Source organism: Halomonas sp. DP5Y7-2 (assembly GCF_019802025.1).
Classification (GTDB): Bacteria; Pseudomonadota; Gammaproteobacteria; order Pseudomonadales; family Halomonadaceae; genus Halomonas; species Halomonas litopenaei_A.
The window spans coordinates 196,664-212,994 of the sequence record NZ_JAHVHY010000001.1; the positions used below are offsets into that span (position 1 = coordinate 196,664).

The 16,331-nt window shown below is 62.3% G+C and carries 13 protein-coding genes; 8 read left to right on the forward strand and 5 right to left on the reverse strand.

Features of this window, described 5'->3' with window-relative positions:
* Positions 1-156 precede the first annotated feature (156 nt).
* Complete coding sequence (locus tag KUW18_RS00845) at positions 157-1,884, reverse strand: DEAD/DEAH box helicase (RefSeq protein ID WP_222560579.1); 1,728 nt, start codon at positions 1,882-1,884, stop codon at positions 157-159.
* A 444-nt stretch (positions 1,885-2,328) separates the two neighbouring features.
* On the opposite strand from KUW18_RS00845, the gene KUW18_RS00850 reads away from it, so the two are divergent.
* On the forward strand, positions 2,329-2,784 hold the full coding sequence (locus KUW18_RS00850; RefSeq protein ID WP_206942882.1) for a YaiI/YqxD family protein: 456 nt from the start codon (positions 2,329-2,331) through the stop codon (positions 2,782-2,784).
* A gap of 20 nt (positions 2,785-2,804) precedes the next feature.
* Here the strand turns inward: KUW18_RS00850 and KUW18_RS00855 are convergent, their stop codons facing one another.
* Both KUW18_RS00855 and KUW18_RS00860 read right to left on the reverse strand, forming a co-directional pair.
* A complete protein-coding gene (locus KUW18_RS00855) occupies positions 2,805-3,809 on the reverse strand; it encodes a glutathione S-transferase family protein (RefSeq protein WP_222560580.1) in 1,005 nt (334 codons plus the stop codon).
* Between the two features lie 72 nt (positions 3,810-3,881).
* The gene (locus tag KUW18_RS00860; RefSeq protein ID WP_222560581.1) at positions 3,882-4,817 is read right to left on the reverse strand and encodes a LysR family transcriptional regulator; all 936 of its coding nucleotides are present in this window, start codon (positions 4,815-4,817) and stop codon (positions 3,882-3,884) included.
* A gap of 484 nt (positions 4,818-5,301) precedes the next feature.
* Here KUW18_RS00860 and KUW18_RS00865 point away from each other — a divergent pair, with 484 nt between their 5' ends.
* Positions 5,302-7,068 (forward strand): peptidoglycan DD-metalloendopeptidase family protein, encoded by a 1,767-nt coding sequence (locus KUW18_RS00865; RefSeq protein WP_222560582.1) that lies wholly within the window; start codon positions 5,302-5,304, stop codon positions 7,066-7,068.
* Positions 7,069-7,219: 151 nt separating this feature from the next.
* Here KUW18_RS00865 and KUW18_RS00870 read toward each other — a convergent pair whose 3' ends face one another.
* Positions 7,220-7,942, reverse strand: coding sequence for an MOSC domain-containing protein (locus KUW18_RS00870; RefSeq protein ID WP_222560583.1), 723 nt, complete (start codon positions 7,940-7,942; stop codon positions 7,220-7,222).
* A 34-nt stretch (positions 7,943-7,976) separates the two neighbouring features.
* Positions 7,977-8,729: a GntR family transcriptional regulator gene (locus tag KUW18_RS00875; RefSeq protein WP_222560584.1), complete on the reverse strand. Its 753-nt coding sequence runs from the start codon at positions 8,727-8,729 to the stop codon at positions 7,977-7,979.
* Between the two features lie 286 nt (positions 8,730-9,015).
* Here KUW18_RS00875 and KUW18_RS00880 point away from each other — a divergent pair, with 286 nt between their 5' ends.
* From KUW18_RS00880 to KUW18_RS00905, 6 genes are all read left to right on the forward strand, one after another.
* A complete protein-coding gene (locus KUW18_RS00880; protein ID WP_222560585.1) occupies positions 9,016-10,308 on the forward strand; it encodes an NAD(P)/FAD-dependent oxidoreductase in 1,293 nt (430 codons plus the stop codon).
* Between the two features lie 83 nt (positions 10,309-10,391).
* On the forward strand, positions 10,392-11,768 hold the full coding sequence (locus KUW18_RS00885; protein WP_206942894.1) for a Na+/H+ antiporter NhaC family protein: 1,377 nt from the start codon (positions 10,392-10,394) through the stop codon (positions 11,766-11,768).
* Positions 11,765-13,165, forward strand: a complete 1,401-nt coding sequence (locus KUW18_RS00890) for an NAD(P)/FAD-dependent oxidoreductase (protein ID WP_222560586.1) — start codon at positions 11,765-11,767, stop codon at positions 13,163-13,165. Before KUW18_RS00885 ends, KUW18_RS00890 begins: the two co-directional genes overlap by 4 nt.
* Before the next feature lie 18 nt (positions 13,166-13,183).
* Positions 13,184-14,215 carry a histone deacetylase family protein gene (locus tag KUW18_RS00895; RefSeq protein ID WP_222560587.1) on the forward strand — a complete coding sequence of 344 codons (1,032 nt, stop codon included), beginning with the start codon at positions 13,184-13,186 and terminating at the stop codon, positions 14,213-14,215.
* A gap of 482 nt (positions 14,216-14,697) precedes the next feature.
* Complete coding sequence (locus KUW18_RS00900; protein WP_222161956.1) at positions 14,698-16,062, forward strand: APC family permease; 1,365 nt, start codon at positions 14,698-14,700, stop codon at positions 16,060-16,062.
* Between the two features lie 87 nt (positions 16,063-16,149).
* Positions 16,150-16,314 (forward strand): hypothetical protein, encoded by a 165-nt coding sequence (locus tag KUW18_RS00905; RefSeq protein ID WP_206942901.1) that lies wholly within the window; start codon positions 16,150-16,152, stop codon positions 16,312-16,314.
* The last annotated feature ends 17 nt before the right edge of the window (positions 16,315-16,331 follow it).

Genomic DNA, 16,331 nt, shown 5'->3' on the forward strand with positions numbered 1-16,331 from the left:
CTCCGAACGCAAGAAGGCCGGTGGATATCCACCGGCCTTCTTGCGTTGTCGACATGACTTCTGTCTAGATCGCGTCAGATGGCTGTCGCTGCGGCATCAGCCGAGCACTGACGTTGCGACCGCTACCTGCGGCCACCTGGCGGTGGCCGCAGGTGCTCAGGCGCGGGACTGACGGCGTACCGGCGCATCGTCATCGCGACGACGACGCGGGGCGCGGTCACCGCTGCGCTCTCCATTACGGTCTCCACCGCGATCTTCACTGATTTCCAGCGGGCGACCGGCGACGCGAGCACGCGCCATCTTGGCCAGGATGCTGGCCGGCAGGCCGTTGGGCAGCTCAACCGTGGAGAAGCCGTTGCGAATATCGATGCGACCGATGCGGGCACCTTCGATACCGCCTTCGTTGGCCAGGGCTCCGACCAGCTGACCCGGCTTGACGCCGTCCTTGTGACCGACGGACACGCGGTAGCGGGTCATGCCTTCGCTGGGTCCGCGGCTCTCGCGGCGACGCGGCGGCTTGCCATCGCGTGGGGCGCGATCATTGCGCTCCTTGCGCGGAGCCTGCAGGCGACCGATCGGTGCCTCATCAGCACGGGCCAGAGCCGAGAAGGCACAAGCCAGATCGATCGGGTCATAGCCTTCCTCGACCAGACGCTCGACCAGCGCACGCTGCTCTTCGGCACCCTTGGTGACGGCGGCAATCACGCGCTGGTGGAAGACGTTGTCACGATGGGCGCGGATAGCGGCCTCGTCGGGCAGCTCCATGGCCAGCATCTTCTGGCCGGTGGCCTGCTCCAGCCAGCCCACCTTGCGGCCTTCACGGAAGCCGGCAAAGGTGATGGCGACACCGTCACGACCCGCACGGCCAGTACGACCGATACGGTGCGTGTAGGCTTCGGCATCCTGGGGCAGATCGTAGTTGATGACGTGGGTGATACGCGGCACGTCGAGACCACGCGCGGCCACATCGGTGGCGATCAGCACGTCGACCTTGGCGCGCTTGAGGCGCGTGATGGTGCGCTCGCGCAGGCTCTGATCCAGATCACCGGACAGGCTGGCGACGTTGACGCCACGGGCAGACAGCTGCTCCATCAGAGTGGTACAGGCGGCACGGGTACGCACAAACACAATGGCGGCGTCGACCGGCTCGACCTCGAGGATACGCGACAGTGCTTCCAGCTTGGCGCCGCCATCGACGCGCACCAGGCGCTGCTCGATGCTTTCCGCGGTGGTGGTACGCGCTTCGATGGTGACCTTGACCGGATCCACCAGGTAGCGGTTGACGATGCGCTCGATCTCGCTGGGCAGGGTCGCCGAGAAGAACACGCGCTGGGCATCTTCAGGGGTGTCGGCAACGACACGCTTGACGTCGTCGATGAAGCCCATGCGCAGCATTTCGTCGGCTTCGTCCAGCACCAGGGCGCTGAGACCAGACAGCTTGAGGCTGCCACGGTCCAGGTGGTCAATCACACGGCCAGGCGTGCCGACGACGACCTGAGCACCACGGCGCAATGCGCTGAGCTGCTCGCGATATTCCTGACCGCCACACAGCGTTGCCACTTCCAGTCCCTTCAGGTTCTGGCCGTACTTGCTGAACGACACCGCTACCTGCTGGGCCAGCTCGCGGGTTGGCGCCAGTACCAGTACCTGAGGCTCACGACGATCCATCTCGAGGCGCGAGAGCAAGGGAAGAGCGAAGGCAGCGGTCTTGCCGGTGCCGGTCTGGGCCTGGCCCAGCATGTCGCGGCCTTCCAGCAGGGCTGGAATGGTCTGCGCCTGAATGGGCGAGGGAGTCTCATAGCCCAGGGTCTCGATGGCGGAGAGAACGGCAGGCAGCAGGGCCAGATCACCGAAAGACGGTGAAGCGACAGTCGTCGAGGTCATGAATCACACCTTGGTAGGCCGGGGTTACCGGCAAAAAAACGTGGTTGGCGTCCCTGACACGCCCAATTTCGGGGCGAACAGAACGACGTCGCTCTACGCAACGCAGAGCAAGGTCAACATGTCAGTTGTCAGCATTCGGAGTCTGGGACGCCGGTCGCACCTGGCATCGGCTCAAGCAACGGACACGTCGTCCGTTCAAGAACCATCGTGGCGACCGTTTGCACCGCGGCCGTCGGAATCGACGTCGAGTGCTCCATCTTCACAATTCGAACGCGCTTGGCGCGTTGCAGCATCTGTGTGCTCGCGATATCCGTGGATATCGGAGGTCGCTGCGTCATGATGGTGGGGTCAACACATGCGAGGAGCGCGCATGCTACCATCGGCGAATGGTTCTTGCCACATCTTTTGTGAGCCATTCACCTAATTCCCGTTTCGGAGACATCGATGCCCCACCTATGGGTCGACGCCGACGCCTGCCCCAGAGTCGCTCGCGACATCATCGTGCGCGCGGCCGAACGCACGGCTACCCAGGCCTGGTTCGTGGCCAACCACCAGATCCCGCTACCGCCCTCCAAGTGGGTCAAGGCCATGGCGGTCAGCCACGGCTTCGATGCGGCCGACAACGAAATTGTCAGCCGCATTGCGCCAGGCGATCTGTTGATCACGGCGGATCTTCCCCTGGCCCTGGAGGCGCTCGACAAGGGCGCCATGGTCATGACCAACCGTGGTGAGACGCTGGATCGCAATAACATCAAGGCAAGGGTCCAGATGCGGGACTTCATGGAAACCCTGCGCGCCAGTGGCGAGCACACCGGAGGCCCCAAGGGGTACTCGGACACCGACCGGCGCGAATTCGCCAACGCGCTGGACCGCTGGCTGGCACGTCACGCCAGGCCCTAGCAGGCGGCGCTTGAGCAGGACTATCCGCGCTGGTGGATGCCTTCGCCCTTTAGCCGTGCCCTGTCATGCTGGCGATCCAGCGTCAGGGCCGGTCCCTTCGGCACGATGCGATTGGGATTGATGGTGACGTGGCTCATATAGTAGTGGCCCTGAATGTGCTCCATGTTGACCGTGTCGGCGATGCCCGGCCACTGGTAGAGCTCACGCAGGTAGTGACTCAGGTTCGGATAGTCCTCAATGCGATAGAGATTGCATTTGAAGTGGCCATGGTAGACCGCGTCAAACCGAACCAGGGTGGTAAACAGGCGAATATCGGCCTCGGTCAACCAGGCGCCCGCCAGGTAGCGATGATTGGCCAAGCGTGATTCCAGCCGGTCCAGGCAGGCAAACAGTGCCGAGACCTGGCGTTCGTAGACCGCTTGATCGGTGGCAAATCCCGCCTTGTAGACGCCATTGTTGACGTTTTCATAGACGTCGGCGTTGATCTCGTCGATGGTGTCGCGCAAGAACTCGGGATAGAGATCATTGCGGTTGCCGGTCAGCGCATCAAAGGCGCCGTTGAACATCCGCACCAGCTCTGCCGACTCATTGTTGATGATTCTGCCCTGCTGCTTGTCCCACAACGCGGGCACGGTGACTCGACCGGTGTAGTGTGGGTCGGTCAGGGTGTAAAGCTGATGGTGAAAGCTCACGCCATTGACCGAGTCACCGCTGGATCCCTCCGCCTCGTTGTAGCTCCAGCCATTCTCGAGCATCAGCGGGCTGGTGTACGACACACCAATGAGTGACCTCAACCCCTTGAGTTGTCGCATGATCAAGGTACGGTGCGCCCAGGGACAGGCCAGCGAAACGTACAGATGGTATCGATCCGCCTCAGCCGGCACCCCCGGGACGCCCTGTGGACCCTGGCTACCATCGGCGGTCACCCAGTCCCGCAACTTGGCCGACTCCCGCACAAACTCGCCCCCGGTGCTGTCGGTGTCATACCACTGATCCCGCCACACGCCATTGACCAGCAAGCCCATCGCCATCTCTCCTCGATATCGTGTCACATGGCAGCAGCTTACGACGCACTGCGTCGACGACAAGCGCAGCTTTTACGGCGAATCGTCCGATTTTTTCGAATGACCGTGCGTATCGGACGCCCCATCACAGCGGCGAACCGCCCGCCGTAGATGCTCTGCCATGGCTCTGGTGGCAGGCCCTGCACGATCCGCATCTCGATGGAACAGCTGAATGGGAACATCTCGCACGCCCCCCGCCTGCAGCGGCAGGGCCTTTAGCCTGCCGCTATCCAACTGCCGGCGAATACGAGTCTCGGGCAACCAGGCGAAGCCCAAGCCGTGTTCGAGCATCTCCAGAGACGTGGCGATGTGACTCACGGTCCACCGCTGCTCGGCCTTGAGCCAGCCCGAATCTCGCGCGGCACGCTGGGAGGAGTCCCGCACGACCACCTGACGGTGATGTTCCAGATCGCGCAGGTCCAGCAACCTGTCGAGCCGATGCAAGGGATGGTCGGGGTGGGCCACCGCGATAAACGGCACGCTGACCAGCGGCTCCCCCAGGTAGCCGGGTGCAGGCAGGCCAGAGACCAGCAGATCGGCCCGTCCATCCTGCAACATCTCAACGCCACCGTTGAGTACCGACTCATGCAACTGCAGCCTGACCTGAGGAAAGGCGTCGGAAAACGCCTCCATGGCGCGCGCCAGCGCCTCTGAGGGATAGATCTGATCGATGCTCAGGACCACTTCCGCTTCGAGTCCCTCCCGCAGTCGCGCTGCTATGTCAGCCAAGGCATCCGACCCTTCCAGCAGCTGCCGGGCGCGGCGTAGCAGCAGCTCGCCCTCCTCGGTCAGTCTGACTTGCCTCCCCACCGGTTCGAGCACCTTCACACCGAGCTGTTCTTCCAGTTTGTGTACGGCGTGGTTCAGCGTTGATGGGCTCTTGTGAATGGCGTCAGCTGCGCGCGCAAAACCGCCGTGGTCAACAACGGCGGCGAGCATCTGCCATTGAGCAAGCGTCACACGAGACATCCTGGCACCTTATGTTTCGTCGTTGGTACAAAGCATGCCAGCCGCCATGACTTTTTGACATGGATCACCAACGTTCGCTTTCTCGGTCGCCAGCGAAACCCTCCTACAACTCAGTCAACTTTGGACACCCGACATTGGCCGCCAGTATGGCAACGGCTGGTACCATCAAGCGCTCTTCTCCGCCGTTTTGATGGCTTGAGGTATGAAGAAGACCATCACGCCCGGCACGGCATAAAGAACTACGACTTTACGGGGGGTTGCAAAGTTTCTGTAGCAAGGGTCCAATAGACAGCAGTTAATAAACAGCGTTCGAGAAAAATGCGGCCGCTGCTTTTCCTCCTATAAGCGCTTCTGGGCACAGTAAGACCCAGCCTAAGCGCCCTTCCTGTATGGCCATACAGTCTAGCGATACCGCCTTCCATGGGGTATGGTGCGATAGCCTATATATATTTACCTTCATCACTTTTTTTATGGCCTTTTACCCATGATGCGAATCCTTCATTCGCTGCCCCGCACGCACAAGCTGCTGCTTTTACCCGTTGCCACCATGGTCACAGTGCTGGGCGCCCACAAGATCGTCACCACCTACGAAGATGTCCAGCGCGACAACCAGTCGCTGGAGTCTGTCCTGGTTCCCCTCGACAGCAGCGCCACCCCAGGGCTGCCGTCACTGGACTTCGAGCGAACACCTGTCGCCGAAGCCATCGACCTCGCACTCGACGCCACCAGCCAGCACATCCCGATTTCACAGCTCAAGGCGACAGAAATCGTCGACATCGACTTCGTCGATACTGCCCACGCTGACGTCAAGTTTGAAAACGCCATGCGTTCATCGTCGGGGCTACCGCCGCTGTCCTTACAGTCCACCCGCTCGCTCTCTGGCGCCGCAGCTTCATCAACCGCGGCGCCAGTTGCTTTGGAAGGCCCCGAGCAGGCACCGGCCTTCAAGCTCGACGAAGGCTCACTGCATATCGCGGTGGTGCTGGGCACCGTCGCCAGCGGGATGCTGGAACAGCAGTCACTCGATGTCGCCAGCGACGCCACCTCTTACGAAGACGTGAGCGAAGACGAGCTGGAGCTGTTCGATGAAGGCCCGATCGTGCTGGAAGAGGAAATTGCGGCCAACGAACCCTTCGTGCCGACCTGGCAGACCTACCGCGTGCGCCAGGGCGATACCTTTGCAGAAATGGCTGAAAAGACGCTGGGCCTGGGCTACAGCGAGGTCATGGCGCTGCTGGAAGACCTGCCCGACCAGAATGTCCTGACCCGCTGGCGGGTTGGCAATACCTTTGAATACCAGCTCGATGAAGATGGTCGCCTGCAGGCTCTGCGCATCATGAAGAACGTGCGCGACGGCTACCTGATTGAGCGCGAGGCTGAAGGGTTTGACGTTGCCACGATCGAGCGCGCGGGAGAGTCCTCCCAGCGCCTCTACGCGGGCACCGTCAGCGGCAGCTTTGCACGCTCTGCCGAAGCCGCCGGCCTCAGTCGCGCCGAAGTCGCCGAAATGGCACGGGTACTCGAGAAGAAGCTCGACTTTCGCCGCGACACGCGTCGTGGGGATGGCTTCAGGGTGCTGGTGGAATCCGACATCATCGATGGGCAGCGCCTCGACCCCCGCGTCCTGGCGGTTTCCTACTCCGGCGAGCGCATGGATCTGACCCTGGTGCGCAACCCCGAAGACAACAATTTCTATACGCCTGAGGGCCAGAGCCTCGATCCGGCCTTCAATCGCTACCCCTTCTCGGGCAGCTATCGCATCAGCTCCAACTTCAACCTGCGTCGCCACCACCCGGTGACAGGGCGCATCAGCCCGCACAAGGGCACCGACTTCGCGATGCCGATCGGCACCAGCGTCGAAGCTCCCGCCAATGGTCGCGTCGAAAAGGTCGGTAACCACCCCGCCGCTGGTCGCTACATCGTGATTCGTCACGACAATGGCTACAAGACGCGCTACCTGCACCTGTCGCGCCCGCTGGTCAGCACCGGCCAGCGCGTCACCATGGGAGAGCGCATTGCGCTGTCCGGCAACACCGGACGCAGCACCGGCCCTCACCTGCATTATGAAGTCATGGTCAGCAACAACCAGGTTGACGCCATGCGCGTGGCGCTGCCGGAGAACCAGAGCCTGTCCGGGCAGGCCCTGGCCGACTTCCAGCAGGAAACCGGCCCCACCCTGGCAGCCCTCGAGACCGCCAAGCCAGGCTCGGAGGTCGCCCTGGCAGAAGAGCTGAGCGACAACGACAGTTAAGGAAACACTCTGAATACGACAAGGCCCTGCCTCCTAGGCAGGGCCTTGTCGTTGGAGTGTATCGAACATCACCGCATACCGAGCCTTGCGACGTGTCATGCATCAACAGGCATCGGTCGTCACGACAGCAATGACCCTAGCAGCATTGCCCCTAGCCACGCCCGCGCCAGTAATCCATTCGCCGCGTCAGCTGATCTTTCCAGTGCTGTGCCAGCGCCTCTACCTGGCGTAGTTCAGCCATCACCTCCAGCGCCGCTCGACGATCTTCCAGCACGCGCCAGCAGGACGCCACTGTCCACGCCTGCGGTCCCCGCTCGACCACATGGATCTGTGGCTGGGCCGGCACCCAGCCTTCTTCCAGCACTCGATACAGCCATCCCATACGGGCATCCTGCATGAACGCTCGTGCCAAGCCAGGCTGACCGGTGCGAGCATCCACCTTGGCACATGGTTGGCGCGGCTGTGACACCTGAACCAGGGCTTCCCCGATGCGATAGACATCGCCAATTCTGACCTGTCTCTCGTCGGCGCCTTGGCTTGAGATGTTTTCACCAAGCACCCCTGGCCGGAACATCTCACGGGCCGCGGGAAATCGCTCGCACCAGTGCTGGTGGTGATCGGCGGCGTAGTGGCAAAGCGCGCGATCCTCTCCACCATGATCCACCTGGTTGGCCTGGCTATCGTCTGTCAGACCAGACCGTCCAAGCCACTGGGGACTGGCCGCCAATACCTTGAAAATGCCGCTCTTCTCGCCAAAGCCTGGCAACATCTGGGGCTCACTGACGTAGGGCCCCTGAACATCACTGAACATGGTCTTGCTCCCCTGCTGCGGGTCATTGGGAGTTGCCGCGCCGCCGGCGCGGGACGGGCACATGGCGTCCTGCCTGGCGCCAGCGTCCCGTGTCGTTCTATCCGCTCAAGCCCACGGACGGTGGGGGCTGGCTGAACGCATCATCATCCAGCAGCTGCATGCCTTGCTCGATATCCGCCGTCAGCGCCTGGCAGAATGCCTCGCTATCACCCTCGCGCAGGGCCTGCGTCATCTCGCGATGGTGGTCATCGGCGATACCCGAGCCGCCCCAGCGGGTACAGATGAAGCCCATGCTCGGTCCGTACTGCTGCCATAGCTGCTCGACCAACGGCAGCAGCACCGCAGATCCACTGAGCCGATAGATCAAGAAGTGAAAGGCGTGGTTACCCCGCATGTAGCGCCGCAGATCACCCGCCTCAATGGCGCGATTGATGCTGTCATCCAGCGCTTCCAGCGCCTCCATGTGGCAGCTCTCGATAGACGGAAACGCCTGGCGGGCAAGCTCGCTCTCAAGACTGCGGCGAGCGAACAGCACTTCAACAAAGCGCTCACGACTGAGGTAGGGAACGATGATCTTGCGACTGTCGACGAATTGCAGCGCACCTTCGCTGACCAACCAGCGCACGGCCTCACGGGCGGGCATGGCACTGGTGTCATAGCAGGCCGCAACCCCACGTATCGACAGGACATCGCCGGGACCGAACTCCCCCTCGCACAGTCGACGACGCAAATCCTGATGGATGCGCATCGAGGCCGTGTCCGGCTGAAACGCAGGCGCCGACGCGCCCACAGGGCTGGGCCCAGTAACGATGTCTGCCGTTGTCGGTGTTGCAGGCCGAGCCTGATTCATGGCGCTCCTCGGTCGTGATGGCGGCGAAGTGGCGGCCGCACAGCTATCGTCGTCCAGCCTAGCCTAACCGAGCGCGCCCGCCTACCACCGCTTGGCCCAGGAGGACGAGCCACCACCAACGTTAGGCCGCGCAGAGATCTGGCGAAGCGTCATTAGCCAGTAGCAACAGAGGAGAAGGAAGGCGTGATGCACACGCCTCTTGCTTGTGCGCTGTGGAGCTTGCTGCTAGTGTGATCACACCATGTGATCACACTAACAATGACACCGTGACGTCCCCGGAGGCCCCATGGCACAACCGCGCTGCGCATCCTACTACTCGGCAACCCTCCATCAGGAAACCCACTACCCTGTCGTGGAGGGGGAGCATAGCGTTGATGTAGCGATCATCGGCGGCGGTTTTACCGGCATCAACACGGCATTGGAACTGGCGGAGCGCGGCTACCGGGTGGCGGTGATCGAAGCCAACAAGATCGGCTGGGGCGCCACCGGTCGCAACGGCGGCCAGGTCACTGGCAGTCTCTCCGGCCAGGACGCCATGCTCAAGCAACTCAGCGGCCCCCTTGGGCGTGAGCAGGCCGAAGACTTCGTGTGGGATCTACGCTGGCGCGGTCATCGCATCCTGCGCCAACGCGTCGACCGCTATGGCATCGATTGCGACCTTAAATTCGGCCACCTGCATGCGGCCTATCAGCCAAGCCATCTGGACGAGCTGAAGCGTGACGTGGACGCTTCACAGGGCCACGACATTGCCCAGCACCTGTCGCTGCTGGATGCACAGCAGACACGTCAGCTCGTTGGTACGACGCTCTATCACGGCGCCGTGCGCAACGACTACAACATGCACCTGCATCCTCTCAACCTGTGCCTGGGCGAGGCGCGGGCCATCGAATCCCTGGGTGGGCTGCTGTTCGAGGGCTCCCAGGTGACCGACATTGTGCACGGCGATACCCCTTGCGTGATCACCGATCGCGGACGTGTCCATGCCGCCAGCGTGGTGCTCGCCGGCAATGCCTACCACCGCCTCGAGCGCAAAGCGCTCAAGGGCAAGCTGTTTCCCGCGTCGCTGGGCATCGTCACAACGGCGCCGCTTAGCGCCGAACAGCGCCAGGCCATCAATCCTCAGGACCTGGCCGTCTATGACACCCGCTTTGTGCTCGACTATTACCGCCTGACCGCCGACGGCCGTCTACTGTTCGGCGGCGGTGCCAACTATTCCGGCAAGGCAAGCCAGGACATCGGGGCAGAGTTACGGCCGCGCCTCGAACACACCTTCCCGCAGCTCGCCGGGGTAGCACTCGACTACCAGTGGCAAGGCCAGGCCGGCATCGTCATCAACCGCATTCCCCAGCTGGGAAGACTGTCTCCCAATGTGTTCTATGCCCAAGGCTACTCTGGCCACGGCATCGCCACCTCGCACATCGTCGGCAACATCATGGCAGCAGCGGTCAGCGGCCAGCTCGAAGAATTCGATCTGTTTGCCAATATGCGCCACTGGCGTATTCCGGTCAGCGAGCGTATCGGCAATGGCCTGCTGGCGGCCGGCATGTGGTACTACCAGCTCCGCGAGAGACTTCGCTAAGACCTAAGACCTACCCCACAAAACAACGATGCCATGACGCCACGCTCCTGAACCAACAACAATGAATGCCCAGGAGGCTCCCCATGCAAGATCTGTTTCCCGCTGACGGCTGGCTAGTCCTGCTGCCCACCGTCGTTGTTCTGCTGCTCGCGCTATGGAGTCGGCGGGCCCTGGAACCGCTGGTGGCAGGCGCCTTCGTCGGCGCTCTGCTGATTCAGCCGACCGGTGCACTATCCACCCTGGCAGACAGCCTGTTGACGGTACTTACCGACGAGGACGTGGCCTGGGTCATCGCGGTGTGCGGCCTGATGGGGTCGATCATCGCGCTGCTGCTGAAGTCCGGGGCCTCCCGCTCCTTCGCCCATAGCCTGCTGCGTTTCATCACCAACAAGCCGAGGGCGCTGCTGGGCTGCTGGTTCATGGGTATCGTGCTGTTCGTTGACGACTACCTCAACTCCCTGGCCGTCGGTACCTCAATGCGTCAGGTGACGGACCGCTTCAAGACATCTCGCGAAATGCTGGCCTATGTCATCGACTCCACCGCCGCCCCGGTCAGCGTGCTGATCCCCATCTCGACCTGGGCAGTGTTCTTTGGTGCGTTGATCGAGAAGAACGGCCTGGCCCCGGACGGACAGGGCGTGTGGGAGTACATCCAAGCGATTCCCTTCATGTTCTATCCGTGGATTGCCGTGGCCATGGTGCCGCTGGTCGCCTATGGCAAGATCCCCCTGTTTGGCCCGATGAAGAAAGCCGAGCTGCGCGCCCAGAATGAGGGCCTGTGCGTACCGCCTGGGGCTGAGCATATCGATGACGAGATCGGGCACCTGGAGGCCAAGCACCAGACTCGCAGCAGCATCTGGATGTTCCTGCTGCCGATGGCTTCCCTGGCGTTCTTTACCTGGTACTTCGACCTCGACTTCCTGATGGGCATCTTCGTCACCCTGGCCGGCATGATTGTCGCCTTCATCGGCCTCAAGAAGCTGTCACCGGGGGAAACCTTCGACAATATCCTGGAGGGCTTCAAGTCGATGCTGGATGCCCTGGCGGTGCTGGTTGCTGCCTTCATGTTCAATGACGTCAACACCACGCTTGGCTTGAATGAATACATCATCACCACGGTCGAGCCACTGATCAACGCCCAGATTCTGCCCTTTGTCATCTTTGCGCTGATGGGGTTCGTGTCGTTTGCCACGGGGTCCAACTGGGGGGTGTTCGTCATCATCCTGCCCATCGTCACGACGCTCGGGCATAACCTAGGCGCTGACATGACGCTGGTGATCGGGGCCACCCTGTCAGCCAGTACCTTCGGCAGCCACGCCTGCTTCTACTCGGATGCCACGGTACTGACCGCTCAGGCAAGTGGCTGCACGCCCTTCCAGCATGCCTTCACCCAGTTGCCCTACGCCGCACTGGCGGGCATGCTGGCCGGCCTTCTCTATCTGGCACTGGGGTTCATGTGACGACACCATCTCCCACCAGTTTCTGGTCCGGCGCTCTTGAGGGAGCGCCACATCACCCACCGCTCGAGACCCATGCCAAGGCCGACGTGGTGATCATCGGGGGAGGCTTCAGCGGGCTATGGACGGCCTACTACCTCAAGACGCTGTCCCCGGACATGGATATTCGCGTGCTGGAAGCGCGCCATGTGGGGCACGGAGCCTCGGGCCGCAATGGCGGCTGGGCCATCGGCAGCCTGGCCGGACTGGGACGCCATCTGACGGGGCACTCCACCGAGCAGAGACAGGCCCTGTGCGACCTGTTGGCCGACAATGTCGATGCCATCGGCGCGACCCTCACCCAGGAAGGGATTGATGCCGACTTCCACAAGGGCGGCGCGCTCTATGTGGCTGCCCGTTACCCCGCTCAGGAGGCGCTGCAACGGGACTACCGCGAGCACATGCTGGCACTCGGCCATCGGGCCGAGGACTGTCAGTGGTTGACGGCGGAGGAACTCGTGACCAAGGCGCGCTTCCAGCGGCCCTTTGGCGCCCTCTTTCACCGCCAGGTCGCCAGCCTTCACCCCGGCAAGCTGCTGCGTGGACTGGCACAGCGCCTGACCGACATGGGCGTGACGCTGCACGAGCACAGTCCAGTGGAGCAGATTGACGGTGGCCGTGTGACCACATCTTGCGGCAGCGTGACCGCGGCGATGACGGTAGTGGCCACCGAAGGCTACAACACGCTGCCACAGCTGCGCCCCCACCTGGTGCCGGTGTCCAGCCTGGTGATCGCCACCGAGCCGCTCAGCGCGCCCCAGTGGGAGGCCATCGGACTGCATGATCGCCCCACCTTCGCCGACGCCAGCCGCCTGATCAACTACGGTCACCGCAGCCGCGACGGCCGACTGATCTTCGGCGCCCGGGGGCACTATCCCTACAAGGCACTGCCACGCCATCAGACCGCCATCAGCAGCGCTGACATTGCCATGCGCAAGGCACTGCTGCAGTCGCTGTTTCCTGATCTTGGCGAGGTGACCATCAGCCACGGCTGGGGGGGAACCCTCGGCCTCTCGCGCAGTTTTCGCCCCCACGCCATCATGGATCGTCGCGAGGGCATCGCCACCCTGGGGGGCTATGCCGGTGAAGGCGTGGCCGCCAGCCACCTGATGGCCCGCTCGCTGGCGGAGCGGATACTCAAGCTGGATACGCCACGTACCAGGGCACCTTGGGTCTGTGACGGCGCATTAACCTCGCTGCTCAAGCGCTGGGAGCCAGAGCCGCTGCGCTGGCTCGGCGCCAAAGGCATGACTCTGACCTACGCCGCCGAGGAGGCACTGCTGGCCAGACAGCGCCATCTCCCCTTGGTAAGCCCCGCTCTCGCTCGACTCAACGATACCTTTGCCTCGTTGATCGAGTAGTTCCGACAGGAGAACCCCATGCTGATCATCCACAGTGACGCTACTCGCCACCGTCGTACCAGGACGGAGCTGTTTGCCGGGCAGCTCGTTGCCCCCTTTGAGTGTCCTGAACGAGTGGACTACATCATCGACCGGGCCAGGGCCGAACAGCTGGGCGAGATCAGGCCGCCAGACAGCCATGGGCTCGAGCCGGTACTGGCCATTCATGACAAGGGATACATCGACTTCCTGAAGGTCGCCTGGCGCGATTGGCAGGCGGCCGGCTACGAAGGGGAAGCCATCCCCAACATCTGGCCCACTCGGCGAATGCCCGGCGGCCCCATTCCTCGCCATATCGAAGGGCGCCTGGGCTACTACGCGCTGGCCGGCGAGACCTCGTTGACCGCGGAGACCTTCGAAGCGGCACTGCTGAGCAAGGACATTGCCCTGACCGCACTGGACCATGTGCTTGCCCACGGCGAGCCGGCCTTCGCGCTGTGTCGTCCTCCCGGTCACCATGCCGCCCGCGACCAGTACGGTGGCTACTGCTTTATCAATAACGTGGCGGTTGCCGCGCAGCAGGCTCGCCATCGCGGATGTGAGCGCGTGGCCATTCTCGATATCGACTTTCACCATGGCAACGGCACGCAGGATATCTTCTACGAGCGCAGCGACGTGATGACGCTGTCGCTACATGGGGATCCCATGGACGAGTTCCCCTATTTCCTCGGCTTTGCCAACGAAACGGGGCACGGCGAAGGCACCGGCTTCAACGTCAATTACCCGCTGCCTAGCGGCACCGACTTCCCCAGCTGGCTGCAGGCGCTGGAGGATGCCACCGGCAAGGTACGCCACTTTTCCCCGGAGCTTTTGATCATCGCCCTTGGCGTGGACACCTTCGAAAACGACCCGATCAGCTCCTTTACCCTGAAGAGCGAGGATTATCTGGAGATTGGCGCGCGTATCAAGCGCCTGGGCCTGCCGACCCTGTTCGTCATGGAAGGCGGCTATGCCGTGGAGGAAATTGGCATCAACGCGGTGAACGTGCTGAAAGGCTTCGATGCCGCATAGCGCGACAGCCCAAGGCAGAGACGTAAGGAAGCCTTCAGGAAAGAGGACGCGGAGGACATTCAACCCTGTCCTGTACGCCGGGGCGCAACGCTAACGACTTTCGCGCGCCTCCGGCGGCGCCTCACAAAGCATTCTGCATACTATGTGAATGATGACAAAACAGTGACATGCACCGTCAGTCGGTTGCCACTGACAACGCCAACCTCCACACGGACCGGTGTCGCCAGAACACCCAAGGATGCCCTCACCTACACGCCAAACCGCGCCGAGCCCTATCGCTCTGGTTCTATGCGCTCTAGTCCAATGCGCTCTGGTCCCATATGACCCAGGCCAATGGCACTGCGAGTGTGCGTCAAGGACCGGCGACTCGACTTCCTGCGCCTCTACTCCGGAACATCGACACCGTCACGATCACACTCCCAAGCAACAACACACGTAGAAGCCCAAGCCCCCACAACAGCAATGACAACAGGATCCGGCTTATGACACAGCAACGCTCCTCCAGCCTTCCCGAAGCCCATGACGGCCAGGACAGTGGGCTCAAGCGCATTCTTGGCCTGCCCGCCCTGGTCTTCTTCGGCCTGGCCTACATGGTCCCGCTGACGGTCTTTACGACCTACGGCGTGGTCACCGACATGACCGCGGGCCATGTCCCCATGGCCTATATCGTCACCCTGGCAGCCATGTTCTTCACCGCCTATAGCTACGGCAAGATGGTCGAGCACTATCCTACCGCTGGCTCTGCCTATACCTACACGCGCCGCTCCTTCGGCGGACGCGTCGGCTTCATGGTCGGCTGGGCACTGCTGCTCGACTACATCTTCCTACCGATGATCAATTACCTGGTCATCGGCATCTACATGAAGGAATACTTCCCGGCGGTCGACCAGCATGTCTGGGTGCTGGGCGCCATCGTGGCCGTCACAGCGCTGAACATCCTTGGCATCAAGCTGGTGGCCAAGATGAACCTGATCATCATCGTCTTCCAGTTCGTGTTTCTGGCGACATTCATCGCCATATCGCTGAAGGTGATCGGCAGCGGCGAGACACCCTCGCTGCTGGCCCCCTTCCACAGCGAAAGCCTCCAGTGGGCCAGCGTGATTGGCGGCGCTGCCATCCTGTGCCTGTCCTTCCTCGGCTTCGATGCGGTATCGACACTGTGTGAAGAAACTCGTGAGCCCAAGCGCGATATTCCGCGCGCCATCATGCTGTGCACGCTGATCGGTGGCGGCCTGTTCATCCTCGCCTCCTATGTGGGCCACCTGGTCTTCCCGGACTACCAGAGCTTCGGCAGTGTCGACTCGGCCGCCGTCGACGTGATGCGCCGCGCCGGCGGCAGCTTCCTGGTGACCTTCTTCACCGCCGCCTATGTCGCTGGCTGCTTTGCCTCGGCCATGGCGGCCCAGGCCAGCGTCTCGCGCATCCTGTTCGCCATGGGACGAGACAAGGTGCTGCCCAAGGTATTTGGCAAGGTCAGCCAGCGCTACGGTACGCCGCTGGGCTCTACCCTGATCGTCGGTGGAATCTCGATGATGGCGCTGGTCATCAGCCTTGAACTCGCCGCCACCATGATCAGCTTCGGTGCGCTGGTGGCGTTCTCCTTCGTCAACCTGTCGGTGATCAAGCACTACCTGGTCGACGAGCACCTGCTGCAACCCAAGAACCTGCTGCGTTACGGCGTCATGCCCAGCGTCGGCTTCCTGTTGACCATCTGGCTGTGGTCGAGCCTCTCAGGGCATACCTTCCAGGTGGGCTTGACCTGGGTGGCGGTGGGCTTTGCCTACCTGCTTTACCTGACCCGCATGTTCAAGCACGACGTGCCGGACCTGGAGCTGAAGGAGAACTGAGAGGTTGTTGAGAGGTTTTGAGAGAGGGCTGAGAAAGCGCTGGGGCGAACCGAGAAGGACGATGGCGAGCTCCTGTTCTTCTCCGACATGGCATTGAATCCTGCCGGAGACTCACTCTACCAACTGGTGGGCAATACCGGAGAGGTGCTGGCTTTCGACGTTGCCGAAAATGGCAGCCTGTCCCTGCGTGACCGCTCAGGCGGACTGCCGACCCTCGGAACTTACGGCTTGGTGGTACTGGAAGACGACTGATCCATGAGTCAGGCGCT